Genomic DNA, 14,195 nt, shown 5'->3' with positions numbered 1-14,195 from the left:
AAGAGAAGGAACCCAGCCATGTCCCACCGCATCACGACCGCCGTACTCGGCGCGCTTGCTCTAGCCGGATCCCTCGCCCTAGCGGGCTGCGGCAGCAGCGACCCACTTTCCTCCGACACCAACCAGACAACGTCCTCTCAGACGATCGTTATCGGCTCCCAAGACTATTACTCCAACGAGATTATTGCCGAGGTCTATGCACAGGCCCTTGAACAGGCTGGCTACACTGTCGACCGGCAATTTCGTATCGGCCAACGCGAGGTTTACTTGCCTGAGATCGAAGCCGGAAACATCGATCTCTTCCCCGAATACACCGGCAACCTCCTCCAATACTGGGAGCCCGACACCACCGCCCGCCTGACCGACGACGTCTTCACCGCGCTCCAGGCGGCCACCCCGGACGGGCTGCGCGTCCTCGACCAGTCCCCAGCCACCGACCAAGACTCCTACACCGTCACCCAAGAATTCGCAGACACGTGGGGTCTCACCACGATCGACGATCTCGCGAAAGTCACTATGCCGCTCATCATGGGCGGCAACTCCGAGGGGGAGAACCGCCCCAACGGCCCCAAAGGACTCTTGAACACCTACGGCATCGAGGTCGGGTTCACCCCGATCGAAGATAGTGGCGGACCGCTCACGGTCAAGGCCCTCAACGACGGCGACATCCAACTCGCCATTATCTACACCGCAGACCCCTCGATAGGCGAGAACAACCTCGTGTCCCTCGAAGACACCAAGGGCCTGTTCCTCGCCTCCCACGTTGTTCCACTCGCCAGTGACAATGTCGACGACGACGCCGCCGCGATCATCAACAAGGTCAGCGCCGCCATGGGTCCCCAGGACTTGATCGCCCTCAATGCCCGTAGCGTCAACGAGGGACTGCCGGCGAGCACGATCGCCGCGGACTGGCTCGCCGACCAAGACCTGAGCTGACGAGCGAGTCTCTTCACGAAGCCCTTGCGCTTGTGTTGTCATGGGCGGCAGAGGTGTGGCGGGCCAAGCTGGGTTGATCCGATCGATGATTAAACCGTGAGCATGACCTTCAGTGCCTCGCGGTGGTCCATGGCTGCGTAGGCTGCCGGAGCGTCGCTGAGGCTAAGCGAGCGGTCGAACACCTTGCCGGGGATGATCTCGCCGCCCAGGACCTGCTCTATCCCGCGCTCCATGTAGGCGCGTACCGGCGCGGGCCCACCGGCCAAGCGGGCGTTCTTCCCAAACAACGAGCCGAAACCGATCGGCGCCTCTTCGTACTGCGGCACTCCGACGCGCGAGATGATCCCGCCGGGCCGGACGACCCCATAGGCCTGCTCATAGGCCGGCATGTGGCCGACCGCCTCAATGACCACGTGCGAGCCTTCACCTGAAGTTAGATCCATAACCTTCGCGATGCCCTCGTGGCTGCGCTCGGCGACCACATCCGTGGCACCGAACTCGACTCCCAAGTCAGTGCGGGAGGTGTGTCGGCCCATCAGGATAATGCGCTCTGCACCGAGCTGTCGGGATGCCAGCACGGCGGACAGGCCCACTGCTCCGTCACCGATAACGGTGACGGTCTTGCCGGCCTCGACACCTCCCATATGCGCGCCGTGATACCCGGTGAGGTAGACATCCGACAAGGTCAGTAGGGAGGCGAGCATCTCCTCGCTGAAGTCGTTCGCCGCGCCGGGGACCACGACCAAGCTACCGTCAGCCTGAGGGATGCGGGCGAGCTCCGCCTGCAGGCCGCCGGTCTCCGGGCCACCGTAGAAGCCCCCGTGCAAGCATGAGGTTTGCACGCCCTCGCGGCAGAACACGCAGGTGTTGTCCTGATAAGCGAATGGGGCGATCACGAAGTCACCGCGCTTGACCGTGGTGACGTCGCGGCCTGTTTCCTCGACCACGCCGATCAGTTCGTGGCCCATGGCTCTGCCATGCTGGCTCCCCGGCATCGAGTGGTACGGGTGAAGGTCGGATCCACATACGCAGGATCGCGTGATACGGACGATCGCATCCGTTGGCTGCTGGATCGAAGGGTCAGGGACGTTCTCGACGCGAACATCGCCCGCCCCATACATGAAGACTGCTTTCATCGTGGTTCCTCTGTTTTCTTGTAGTCACGGCCGATCCCGTGATCGGTCAGTCGGATTCGGGCCAAGTCGTCACGGAACCGCGCGGGTTCTTGCTCCACGGGCACTGTGTTCGTATCTAGGACCCCATCCAGCGCCGCGGGATCGTCGGGACGGAGCGCCGCAAAGACCGGTGCAAGGTCGTCTTGCTCACTGCCTCTCTCAGCAGCGAGCTCGAGAGTCTTTCGGTTCGCCGCTTCGGCGCTGAGGCTGTCGATCAGGACCCGTGCGATCTCGTCGCGCGCGATGACGCCGTCTGCGGGACTGCCGGACTGGGCGGTATCTCCCTGGCGCATCACGATGCGGCGTTGGTTAGCGTCGTTGTAGTCGAACCAACCGGGGCGGACGATCGTGTAGTCGTTGCCGCTGCCACGGACGAGCCGCTCGCCGCGGCGCTTCCAAGCCGCGTACGCCGCGCCGGGACGGGTGGTGCCGACTGCCGTCATCAACGCGATCCGAGCTCGGCGCCCGCGCAAAGCCGCGAGGATGTTCGCGACGCCTGCGTAGTCGATCTCACGGACGTCCGCCTCACGCGTCGTCGAGCCGTGGGTGAAGACGATGGCGCCGATTCCGTCGACGGCGTCGTCGAGCGTTTCCGGGCGCGTGAGATCCCCGACGACGATCTCAGCCTCGGTGGGCAGCTGGCGCTCGGCTTTGACCCGATCGCGGACGAGCGCCCGGACCGTATGTCCCTGTCGAAGTGCTTCGGCGACGGCGGGGCGGCCAGCTGATCGGCGTCGAGCACCAGAGCGTCAGCGGCAACGTTCTCCTCCAAGCGAGAGACTCGTTTCGCGCCTGGAATCGGTGCGATGTGTAGATCGTCGTCAGCCCGGGCGACCTCTCCACCTAACGAGGGTTCCTACACGGAAGCATCACCCCTGTGCCAGATGACGTGCAAAGAGAACATGACCTGTTGTTGCAGGCCGACGCATTGATCATCGTCTTTCCCGTGTACTGGTGGGCGATGCCTGCCCAGTTGAAAGGGTGGTTCGACCGGGTTCTCACCAGTCGTCGATCTTTCTCGCGATCCACGTCACGCTTCTCCGTGGTCGCTCATCTATCGGCGCACGTCCTTGCAATCACTGGGGGCAATGAAGCCGGGTACAGCAGTCGGGGTTATGACGACGCAATGCGGACGCAGATCGAGACCGGCATTCTCAACTTCAGCGGATTCAGATCAACGAGCTGGACCTGGTTGTGGGACAGGGCTCTCGGCCCGACCGAGCAGCTGCGGGCGGCGAGCCAAGATGTTGTCGATGCAATCGTTCGCGAAGCGCGGCCCCGCATCAAATAAGAAGGATGGCCTGCCGCCATCCTCGCTCAGGAGCCCCGAGGCGAGACGCCCCCAACCTTGGCTTATGGGCCCCAACCCTCCCCCGAAAAAGAAACTTGCCCCGCATTTCTGCGGGGCAAGTTTCGAACTCGGCCTGTTTGGTGGGCCTCGGCAGCAACCATTACAAAGAATGGCGGCCTCTGTTGGCCTACAGGGCGGGCTGCCCGCCCCAGCCTGGTCAAGAGCCGGCAGAGCCCTCCAAGGCGCCGGAAACGGCGTCACAGGCCGTTTCTGGGCGGCGAGGGCGCAAGCCGCAGCTACACCTGCCGATCGAGCAACAGCTCGAAGTTGTTGAGCTGTAAAAGGCTGGCGTCTCGGTCAAGGAGATCGCTGAGCGCTTCCACATCCATCGCGCCACGGTCAGCGAGATCTGCAAGCGCAGGTGCGTTCCGCTCCGCAACGAGAGCCGAGGACTGACACGGGAGCAAGTACAGGGCGCCGTGCTCCGGTATGTCCAGGGTGCGTCGCTCGCGACAGTCGCGAAGGAGTTCGGCTCGACTCCAACAACCATCCGCACGGCGCTGATGGCGGCTGGCATCGAGATGCGTCCGCCGCGCGGTGGGAAGGGGAAGTGACAGGCGCTGCGGTGGCTGGCGAGGCTCGGGATCCGCCTGTATGCCAAAACGTTGATCGCTAGAACGGCGGCTCCTCGTCGCCAACCGGTTGAGAAGCTACGTTGTTTCTGGGATTAGGGCGAGGTGTTGACCAGACCTCTGTTACAGACATCGTGCGGCTATCGGGCTCATACTCGGGTGCCATCTCGCCGACCTTCAGCATGACGGGGACTTGGGCCGACACCCCAGCGAGGATGCATACGCCGGTCGGCAAAATTGGCAAGGACTCGAACGAGACGCCATCCAGGTACGCGACGGCTCTCTCCACCGCGCGGATGTCTAGATCGTTCACTAGGCGATGCAGGAAGTAGTTGTGCAATTGGGAAATGATCGTCGGCGAGATGTCGTGCGGACGCTGACTGGCGATCGTCAAGAACACGCCGAACTTTCGTCCCTCCTTGACGATTTCTTCGAACGTTTCGAGCCGGTAGTCGCGCCAGGCTTCGCTCTCGCGGGCCGACTCGAACGACAGGATGTTGTGTGCCTCATCGATGATCAGATTGAGGTATCCGTCACTCGCGCGAGGCGCCGCCTTCTTCGTTTCGTATAGGTGTTTGCAAAGAATCATCGGAAGCACCTTCCGCATGTCCAAATTGACATCACGAAGCGATACCACCGTCAAAGGCTTCGATACGAACAAGTCATCCGATACAACAATCAGCCGCTTGATGCTGTCGATTCGCTCGTCCAGCCGTTTGATCAACGGTCCGATATGCTCGCGGTTCGCGTACCCGTGGATGATGTCGCGATAGAACTGCATAACAAGCTTGAAGCGGACCAGATCGACGTCCGTGATGGAGGTGAAGTCCTGAGTAACGGCACCAAATTTCGTTCGCATACTTGCATCCCATGCCGGGTTGGCAGCATTGGCATACTCAGCGGTTGCTTTCCAGTAGAACGAATTCGACTGACCACTGCGGAAGTCAAGGTTGTTGTTCACCTCTTCAATCAACGCCTTGAATCCGTCGGACGTGGCACCCCCGAGGCAGGTCGCGATCTGCTCCAAGAAATTGATCGGTAGCCGCCTGTCGACCGATGGGTCCGTGTTGTGCGTAGCACTAATGAACAGATTCGTGATGGCCGCCATGAGGTCGCCACCATCGTCTATGAGTTCTTCCCAGTACTCGCTCTTAAGAACTCGGTTAACGAAGGGCGCCTGCGTCTTCTCGGTGGCATCGAGGAGAATGTTCCAAAATGTTGGATCGTGCACTGCTGACTTCGGTAGCGGCAGTCGATCTCCGTCCGTCCGACGCGTGGAGAGCCTGTACTCCGCCTTCAGGTCGCGCTTCGCGATGACCGAGGACGACGGCACATCGTCCCGGTTGTTGACATATTCACCATTGAAGTCGATGAGAACGAACTGGGATCGCTGGGCGAACCCTGGCTCGCCGCCAAACTGTGCAAACAGCTCGTGGTAGAGCTTCGCGAGCGTATAGGACTTGCCGCTCCCGGTGTTGCCGAAGATCCCGACATGGCTTGCGAAAATACCATTGACGCCGATGTTGACGGGTTGGGTTGGTTCCATCGCAAGTGTACCAAGCGGAAGGGCTTCCTCACCATCGTGCACAAAAGTGTGGATCGCCTCGAATTCCTTCTCGCTGAGAATGAAGCACTCGTTGTCCAGCAATGGCATTTCGCGGACGCCTCGGCGGAACTCGCCGTTCTCTAAATAGCCAATCAAGCTGACGTCGAGAGCGCGGCGTAGCGCGTCTGTGGGGCGGCGGTAGTCCTTTGAGGCGCCGCGATCTTCCTCGACGCGCTCACCGTCAACTACCGCTACCAGTTCATTGAAGCCCTTGGCAATCTTGACGTAACTGCCTACGGCGACATTGCGGACGATGTTGCCCTTGTAGAGTAGGTGAGAGCTGTTCTTGAGCTTGTCAACTGCGATCCGAACGCGCCGGCCTTCAACCGAGACAACTCTTCCGACACCGAAAACCGCGTCGCGCTGGAGGCGCGCTTCGTCGTCAGTCATCACCGGAGATCTCCGACGGCTCACCAAGTTTCAGTTCGATCACATGGTCCGCAGTCGCAGGCGACTCCGCTAGCAATGCGAGCAGATAGTCGTCGACTAGCACGTCGATGGCGAGCTTGCGCTCATCCTCGCCTTCTTTCGGCTCGTGTGGTGCGACAAGCAAAATATTCGCGTTCTTCACCTGTTCTTCGGGGAACAGTGCGCGCATTTCTTCTCTGCCGTCGCGCGAGTAGCAGAAGACGATCACCTGCAGCGTCGGGTTTGTACGTGCTGCTCGCAATACAAGGTCACGCAAGTGCTCGTCGCGGAACGAGAAGCCGTGGACGAAGAGCGCGCTGTTCTCCTTTTCGAGCTCGTTCGCGAGTCGACGGATCAGTTCGTAGTAGGTCTTGTTCAAGACGGTCGTCGCGAACTTCGTCTTCTCGGGATTGACGATGCTCAGTTCTTCGTAGGCGGCGGCGAATGCCTCTCCCGCGCCGTCGAGGGTCTTACCTTGAGCTGCCTCAAGTAGCTGATCTGCCTTAACGTCGTCCGGGTCTGAGATCGGCAGCAAGCTGGATTCCGAACCTGCAACGTCGAAGACAGCCTTCACTTGTCTGACGCTCGAAAGCTGGTGGTCAAAGTAGATCTCGTCGCCCTCCTGACGCCACGCGGCCGATCCGTGGATCTTGAAGAGGTTCACGACCGGGATCTCGGACCGGTACTCGTAACGCGTTCCCTGGCGTAGACGAAGGGTACCGTACTCGCCAAGATCAAGGCGGGGACGGAGCTTCCCAGCGAAGCCATCGTTCGTGTCGATCTCGAGCATTTCAAGGGCAACCTCAAAAGCCAGGTCAACATTGGTCGTGAATACATTTGCCTGCTTGCCCAGTAGCGTGCTTCGTCGCCTCAACAGGATGCGGTTGATCGTGCTGACGAAGCGCGCGTAAGACTTGAGTAGGGGGCGCGCGATCGGTTCACGTGCGCAGAGCGGCAGGTTGGGCAGCAGCACCTTTTCGAAGAAGTAGCCCTGCAAAGAGGCGCGCACGAGGTTTGCTTCCGGGCGGTCGGGAGAGTAATCGCCGATCTCGGTGAGCACGTTCTCGATATCGCCGAGTTGCTCGAAGTAGGGACTAGAGGTGCCAGCGCCGATCAAGAAGTTGAGGTGCGAGTCCTGCACGATCGTCCGCAAGCGCTCGACTGTCAGTCCATCAGCTGGCTCAGCGCTAGCCGAGGGAGTGGTCACGCGAAGTTCGCTCTTTGTCATAGCTTCGACGCTCCTGGCACTGCCCGTGCGTAGTCGTCAATGCCGATGGCTTCGAAGTGGCGCTTGGCGGACTTGATCATGGCGAGTTCGGTCGGGTGGAGCTTCGAGTCGTGGAGTGTGCTCTTAGTATCCTGAACAATGTAGATCCAGTTCCCTTGGCATCTCTGCTTGTCGATCACCGGCTTGCGGTTCTCGATTTCCAACAACCGCACAGGCATTACTCTGCTCCTCCACGTGCGAACAGTTCGGCTTGTTCGAGCACCAACTCGATGGCCTTCTTCTCGGCATCAGGTGGGTAGTCGTACTTGGCAAGCAAGCGTCGCACCTTCGAGCGCATCGCGGCGCGGACGCTCTCCTTCTGATCCCAGTCGATGACGACGCTGGTACGGACAGCCCAGACGAGGTCGACAGCGATCTTCTTCAATGTCTCATCGCCCATGTGCATGACCGCGGCGTCGTTCTGGGCGATCGCGTCGTACAGCGCGACCTCCGCGGCAGAAAGCCCCAGCTCCTCGTTACGCTTCTGGTCGTCCCGCATCTGCTTGGCGAGCTTCACCAACTCCGCGATGATCTCCGCCGTCGTCAGCGATCGGTTCGTGTACCGATTGATCGCCTCGTCGAGCAGTTCGGAGAACTTTCGCGCCTGCACGAGGTTGGTGCGCTGCACGGTGCGAATCTGGTCGTTGAGGAGGCGCCGCAGCAACCCCATCTGCAGGTTGGGCTTGTCCTTCTCCGCGAGCGAGTCAAGGAACTCATCGCTGAGGATCGACAGCTCTGGCGTCTCGACACCGGCGAGCTTGTAGATGTCAACCACCTGGTCGGCGGCAACCGCTTCGTTGAGCAGCTGCCCGAGCGCGGTGTCGATCTCGACAGCGCCGGAGCCGCCACGCCCAGAATCCGGGTTCTGGATCTTCAAGATGGCTGCACGCACGTCAGTGAACAGGCGCACGTCGTTGCGGATCGCTGCCGCCTCGTCGCGCGCTCCAGCCAGAGCGAACGCCTTGGCCAGTGCGAGTACCTGGTCGTTGAAGCGCTTCGTGCGGTCGGGGTCGGCCATGACGAAGTCGAGCACCTTGGCGTACTCCGCCAGGCGCTGGGAGGCGGTGAGTGACGGCGAGGAGTCGTAGTCGACGCCGTGCAGCAGTCCTCGGATGATGTCGTGCTTCTCCAGCATGACGGCGACCATCTCGTCGATCGGTACGCCGGCCTGGTCACGGTCGGAAGGGGAGTACTCCGCCAGTGCTGCCTGGAGGTTCGCGAACACGCCGATGTAGTCGACGATGAGTCCGCCGGGCTTGTCGCGGAATGTGCGGTTGACGCGGGCAATTGCCTGCATCAGCCCGGCACCTTGCATGGTCTTATCGACGTACATCGTGTGCATGCTGGGCGCATCGAACCCAGTCAGCCACATGTCCCGCACGATCACCAGCTCAAGTTCGTCGTCGGGATTCTTCGCCCGGAGCTTGAGATCCTTGCGGACGTCCTTCGGATAGATGTGCGGCTGGAACTCGGCCGGATCGGCAGCCGATCCGGTCATGACGACCTTGATCTTGCCCTTAGCCGGGTCATCAGAATGCCAGTCGGGGCGGAGCGCGACGATCTTCTCATAAAGCCGCACCGCGATACGACGGCTCATCGTGACGATCATGCCCTTACCGAACAGCGCCTCTCGCCGCTTCTCCCAGTGCTCAACGATGTCCCGAGCAATCAGGTCGAGGCGCGAGTCGGCGCCGACGATGGCTTCCAAACGCGACCAGCGCGACTTCGCTGCCGTGGCCGCATCCTCTTCGACGGTCTCGGTGATCTCATCCGCCAGCTCGTCAAGCGCGGCAAGGTCATCGTCGGACAGGTCGATCTTCGCTAGGCGCGATTCGTAGAAGATCTTCACCGTCGCGCCGTCCTCGACCGCACGAGTGAGGTCGTAGACATCGACGTAGTCACCGAACACCGAACGTGTGGACTTGTCGTTCGACTCGATCGGCGTACCGGTGAAGCCGAGATACGTGGCGCCGGGCAGGGCATCGCGCATATGCTTCGCCAAGCCCGAGCGCAAGCGTCCGTGACGATCCAGCGTCTCACCGAAGCCGTATTGGCTACGATGCGCCTCGTCCGCCACGACGACGACGTTGCGCCGATCCGTCAGCACCGGGTTGGCATCGCCATCCTCACCAGGAGCGAACTTCTGCAGCGTTGTAAAGACGATGCCACCCGACGCGCGCTTCAACTTCGAACGCAGGTCGGCACGGGTCGTTGCCTGCACCGGGGTCTCTGGCAGGATGCGGGCCGGGGCGAACGTCTCCCCGAACAGCTGGTCGTCCAAGTCGTTGCGATCGGTGATGAACACCAGTGTCGGATTGGCCATCCGTGGATCGCGCATGATCTTCGCGGCATAGAACACCATCTCGAAGCTCTTGCCCGACCCCTGGGTATGCCAGACCACACCACCACGACGGTCACCATCAGGCCGGGACGCCTGCACGGTCGACTCGACCGCTGCGTTTACCGCCCAGTACTGGTGGTACTTCGCCACTCGCTTCACCAGTACCCGCGTCGGCTGGCCAGTGGCTTTGTCGGTCGCGGTCTCGTCACTGAAGACGACGAAGTTTTGGACGATGTCGAGGAACCGTTTCGGCTCGAACACACCCTTGATAAGCACCTCGAGCGCAGGGTGATCGCTCACAACCTCGCGACCCTCGATCGTCTTCCACGGCGCATAGTGCTCGAACGCCCCCGCGTAACTGCTCATCGCCGCCGAAGTACCGTCAGAGATCACCGTCACTGCGTTCGGCACGAACACGGATGGGATGTCCTGCCGGTACGTCTGCACCTGATTCCACGCTGACTTCAACGTCGCATGCTCCGCCGTCGGATTCTTCAGCTCCAGCAGCGCCAACGGCATACCGTTGACGAGCACCAGCACGTCAGGCCGACGGTTCTTACCGTTCTCAACGATCGTGAACTGGTTGATCGCCACCCAGTCGTTGTTCTCCGGCTGCTCATAGTCGACCAGCCACAACCTGGTCGTACGCAGCGCACCGTCGGCATCCCGATGCTCAACAGGCACGCCCTCCGTGATGAGCTGGTGCAGCCGGTAGTTCTCATCGATCGGGCTCTGCGACTCCGCACGCCGCACCCGCTTGATCGCCTCGTCAACAAGGGCAGGGGAAGTCCCAGGATTGATCCGCCTGATCGCATCACGCAGCCGACCCCAAAGGAACACCTCCTCATAGGAATCGCGCTCCGCGCCCGGCTCGCCAGGAGCGATGTCCGGCCCGTGCAGGGCGCGGTAGCCCATCTCCGCGAAGTACTCCAACGCAGCCAGCTCGACGGTGTTCTCGTTGAACGCGCTCACGATGCAACCTCCAACGTCGATTCATCCACCCAGCGCGCCAACACACTGAGCGCCGCCAAGTACTCCAGCGCTTCTTGCTCTGGCATCTCCTGGTCAGCCTCATGCGCAAGCGGGTTACGGATACCAGCAAATACACCCTCGGCAAACATGCGAGCACCACGCTGCACCGACTTGAAGGTCTTGCTGCCGTCATCCGGCATACGGTGCAGACGCGGATTCTTCGCAGCAGCGGGCTGTTCGCTGAACGCCTGGTTGAAGAGATCTGTCTCGCTCACATCACGACGACCGAGCTTGTTCTGCGTCTCCGCATTCAGCTTGCGGATCGCGCCCTCGACAGCCTCACGGAAGTGCCCCGAGTGCCACAGCGACGACGCGCCGCCCCAGACCCACGGATGCAGGTTCGCAGCCGATAACTCCGGAGCGTCATCGCCAAGGTTCTTGCGGATCTCCTCCTGACGCTCCAGCTCCGCCTTCGCGCGGATAGCCGCCTCACGGTGCCGTGTCCAGCGGTTGCTCTTGCGCAACTCGATGTCCGTGCGCCAGCCGGGAATCACGCGATCAAGAATCTTCTCCACGACCTGTGCCTGCTGTGCCACTTCGGCGTCCGCGGCGGCGGTGCTGGACTTGTTGGAGAGCGACACTACGCCGTTACCGACATAGCTGTTGTTCGTCAGCACAGTCTGCTGGATAAACTTGTCCAGCTCCCCAAGAGCCCAATCGACGTTGATCCCTGTCATGCTGCGATTCCTTCCGCAGGGACGCGGATGCGACCGGAGAGCAGCTCGGGGAGGAGGGCGTCGCGGAGGGCGGTCAGACGCTGGGTTTCGCTCTCGAGCGACTCGATACGAGCATCGATAACACGGAGCTTGTCCTCGAGCTCGAGAAGCGCGCCATCACCGGCCCAACGAATCTCGGCACCGTGCACATCGGTCTTATTCACCGAAGCGAACACGGTCCCCTCGCCTTGGAACTTGTCCCAGGCGCTCGACGAGCTTCGCATGGCGTAGTAGAGCGTGCTGGGGTGAGTATCGCTATGGATAGCCGCCACACCGCGCCCGATGCAGCAGTCGGCGCTCGCTCGGTTCAGCTCCCCGACCGGGGCGCGCACCGACATGAGCGTGTCGCTCTTTGCAGCTGTGCGGACGGGGGCGGTTGTCCAGACACGCAGCGACGGGAATCGGACGCCGAAGTCGCGCGTGCCCTGGTAAAAGGGCAAACCATCGCCGTCCTCGTTGAGATCTGCACCCTTCGGCGAGCTTCCCATCGTGATGTCCGCAACGTCCGAGAGCAGCCGTGACTCGCTAGCGGCAGCTGCGAACAATGCATCCCCTAGATGCTCCGCAATCGTTACCGCTCGTCGGTTTGACTCGATTTTGTCGTCGAGCGCGCCGAGCGTCGCGGCGATAGCAGGCCAGTATTCCCGTGGAGGAACACTGACAGCCTTATTTTTCAAGGGACCGGCAGTTATCTGTGGCTGGGCTGATCCAGAAACCACGTCGTTGAAATCCGTATTCAACGCCAAGTAGTAGATGAATGAGTTCGCCTCGTCGGTTCCCGCATCCAGCGCCATGGCATTGTTGCTGACCCATACAGGTTCGAGTGGGTATTGAATAAGCCCACAGTTCGAGCCACGACAGGTCACCAGCGGTACCCGTCTTTGATAGGAAGGTTTCGACACATAACCGAGTACACCATTCGCTCCGACGGTCGGAACCGGGGCGTCCTCCGACCTCGAAGAAGCCAGATTGGATTTCGCTACATACTTACCTTGCTTGACAGTTACCAAGTCTCCCCAGGTAGTTTGGGTAGGTTCGAAAGCCAAATGTCTCATAACGTTGACAACCCGCTCAACCGACGCCTTACCTCATTCTCGAGTTCGCGGCCACGCTCGAACTCCGCGAACAGCTCGTTCGTGAGGCGTTCGATCTTCTCCTCGATCGGTTCGTCGTCAATCTCCGCCTCGGCAGCGCCTACATACCGGCCTGGCGCGAGCACGTAGTCGTGCGTCGCGATCTCTTCGATCTTCGCAGCTTTCGCGAACCCTGCTATGTCTTCGTAGCCGCCGTCGTGGTTGCGCCATGCGTGGTATGTTCCTGCGATCTTCTCAATGTCGTCGTTGTCGAGTACACGGAGCTTGCGAGATTCCATCTGGCCAAGCTTGCGCGCATCGATGAATAGCACCTCATCACGCCGCTCTCGGTGCCCGTTACCGGCGCGTCCCTTCGAGACGAACCACAGAGCGACCGGGATGCCGGTGTTGAAGAACAGCTTGTCTGGCATGGCGACGATGCAGTCGACCAACCCTGCCTCGACGAGCTTGCGACGGATCTCGCCTTCACCGCTGCTCTTCGAGGACAGCGACCCGTTGGCGAGCACGAAGCCCGCCGTGCCGTTGGGGGCGAGATGGTGGATGAAGTGCTGGACCCACGCGAAGTTAGCGTTACCCGGGGGAGGTGTGCCGTACTTCCAGCGAGGATCATCACCGAGTTTCGCATCCCACCAGTCAGAGACGTTGAACGGCGGGTTCGCGATCACGTAGTCAGCGCGGAGGTCCTGGTGGAGATCCTCGGTGAATGAGTCCGCCGAGTGCGAGCCCATGTCAGCTTCGATGCCCCGCAGCGCGAGGTTCATCTTTGCGAGCTTCCACGTTGTATCGGTGAACTCCTGGCCATACACGGAGATGTCGGTGCGCTTGCCGCCGTGGGCCTTTACGAACTCTGCCGACTGGACGAACATGCCGCCCGAGCCTGCTGCTGGGTCATAGACGCGACCCTTGTATGGCTCCAGCATCTCCACCAGCGTCCGGACGACGGAGCGCGGGGTGTAGAACGCTCCAGCGTCCTTGCCGGTCTCCTTGCCTGCGAACTGGCCGAGGAAGTACTCGTACACACGGCCGAGCACATCATCTGCGCCGTGATCGTCGGCCTCAGTGAAGCCGATCGACCCGATGAGATCGACCAGCTCACCGAGGCGGCGTTTGTCGAGCCCGTCCCGTCCGTAGTTGCGCGGGAGCACGCCACGCAGGGAGGGGTTCTCCTTCTCGATGAGATCCATCGCCTGGTCGATCTGCTGGCCAATCTTAGGCTGCTTGGCCACCGACTGCACGTAGCCCCACCGCGCGAGAGACGGCACCCAGAAGACGTTCTGGCTCGTGTACTCGTCCCGATCCTCCAGGAACGACTCGATCCGCTCGGGCTTGATACCCTCCGCTGCCAGCTCTCCCTTGAGCTGCTCGCGGCGCTCCTCGAACCGGTCGGAGACGTACTTGAGGAACACCAGACCCAGCACGACGTGCTTGTACTCGCTGGGCTCCTGGTTGCCGCGCAGCTTATCGGCAGCCTCCCAGAGGGTCTGCTCGAGTGTCTTCGTCGGTTTCGGCTTCGCGGCGCGTGCCATGCTGTTGGATCTCCTCCGCGCCGCAGGGCGCGTCTTAAGTTGTGCCCTCGGGGCGTGTCCCATGCTACCGACGACCACTGACACCGCTAAGGTGCCGCGCCGGAGGCGATGCCGAGAGATTGTCGCGACGGGGAGCCTGACGGGCTCAACCGAGCGTCGCGATCTACGCCA

Annotated in this window: 10 protein-coding genes and 1 pseudogene; 2 read left to right on the top strand and 9 right to left on the bottom strand. The window is 61.3% G+C overall.

Features of this window, described 5'->3' with window-relative positions:
- Positions 1 to 18 precede the first annotated feature (18 nt).
- Positions 19 to 936, top strand: coding sequence for an ABC transporter substrate-binding protein (locus tag H2O17_RS01495; protein WP_182050019.1), 918 nt, complete (start codon positions 19 to 21; stop codon positions 934 to 936).
- A gap of 89 nt (positions 937 to 1,025) precedes the next feature.
- Here the strand turns inward: H2O17_RS01495 and H2O17_RS01490 are convergent, their stop codons facing one another.
- Entirely contained in the window at positions 1,026 to 2,072 is a 1,047-nt protein-coding gene (locus H2O17_RS01490) for a zinc-binding dehydrogenase (protein WP_220456795.1), read from the bottom strand.
- Positions 2,069 to 2,776 (bottom strand): annotated as a pseudogene (locus H2O17_RS01485) (SDR family oxidoreductase); the annotation flags it as partial. The gene H2O17_RS01490 and the pseudogene H2O17_RS01485, both read right to left, overlap by 4 nt.
- A gap of 212 nt (positions 2,777 to 2,988) precedes the next feature.
- On the opposite strand from H2O17_RS01485, the gene H2O17_RS01480 reads away from it, so the two are divergent.
- Entirely contained in the window at positions 2,989 to 3,402 is a 414-nt protein-coding gene (locus tag H2O17_RS01480; RefSeq protein ID WP_182050018.1) for an NAD(P)H-dependent oxidoreductase, read from the top strand.
- A 672-nt stretch (positions 3,403 to 4,074) separates the two neighbouring features.
- Here H2O17_RS01480 and H2O17_RS01475 read toward each other — a convergent pair.
- The 7 genes from H2O17_RS01475 to H2O17_RS01445 all read right to left on the bottom strand — a co-directional run bounded on the left by H2O17_RS01475 (position 4,075) and on the right by H2O17_RS01445 (position 14,024).
- Positions 4,075 to 6,030, bottom strand: coding sequence for an ATP-binding protein (locus tag H2O17_RS01475; RefSeq protein WP_182050017.1), 1,956 nt, complete (start codon positions 6,028 to 6,030; stop codon positions 4,075 to 4,077).
- Positions 6,023 to 7,201, bottom strand: a complete 1,179-nt coding sequence (locus tag H2O17_RS01470) for an SIR2 family protein (RefSeq protein WP_182050016.1) — start codon at positions 7,199 to 7,201, stop codon at positions 6,023 to 6,025. The genes H2O17_RS01475 and H2O17_RS01470 overlap by 8 nt, the downstream gene beginning before the upstream one ends.
- 71 nt (positions 7,202 to 7,272) lie before the next feature.
- A complete protein-coding gene (locus H2O17_RS01465; protein WP_182050015.1) occupies positions 7,273 to 7,494 on the bottom strand; it encodes a restriction endonuclease in 222 nt (73 codons plus the stop codon).
- On the bottom strand, positions 7,494 to 10,628 hold the full coding sequence (locus H2O17_RS01460; RefSeq protein WP_182050014.1) for a type I restriction endonuclease subunit R: 3,135 nt from the start codon (positions 10,626 to 10,628) through the stop codon (positions 7,494 to 7,496). The genes H2O17_RS01465 and H2O17_RS01460 overlap by 1 nt, the downstream gene beginning before the upstream one ends.
- The gene (locus H2O17_RS01455; RefSeq protein WP_182050013.1) at positions 10,625 to 11,365 is read right to left on the bottom strand and encodes a TIGR02391 family protein; all 741 of its coding nucleotides are present in this window, start codon (positions 11,363 to 11,365) and stop codon (positions 10,625 to 10,627) included. Before H2O17_RS01455 ends, H2O17_RS01460 begins: the two co-directional genes overlap by 4 nt.
- Positions 11,362 to 12,459 carry a restriction endonuclease subunit S gene (locus H2O17_RS01450; RefSeq protein ID WP_246311280.1) on the bottom strand — a complete coding sequence of 366 codons (1,098 nt, stop codon included), beginning with the start codon at positions 12,457 to 12,459 and terminating at the stop codon, positions 11,362 to 11,364. Before H2O17_RS01450 ends, H2O17_RS01455 begins: the two co-directional genes overlap by 4 nt.
- On the bottom strand, positions 12,456 to 14,024 hold the full coding sequence (locus H2O17_RS01445) for a class I SAM-dependent DNA methyltransferase (RefSeq protein ID WP_182050011.1): 1,569 nt from the start codon (positions 14,022 to 14,024) through the stop codon (positions 12,456 to 12,458). Before H2O17_RS01445 ends, H2O17_RS01450 begins: the two co-directional genes overlap by 4 nt.
- Positions 14,025 to 14,195: the final 171 nt, after the last annotated feature.

It is taken from the genome of Changpingibacter yushuensis, assembly GCF_014041995.1.
GTDB classification, from domain to species: Bacteria; Actinomycetota; Actinomycetes; order Actinomycetales; family Actinomycetaceae; genus Changpingibacter; species Changpingibacter yushuensis.
The sequence above is the reverse complement of the archived record's forward strand: the minus strand, read 5'-3'. Positions and strand labels throughout refer to the sequence as shown.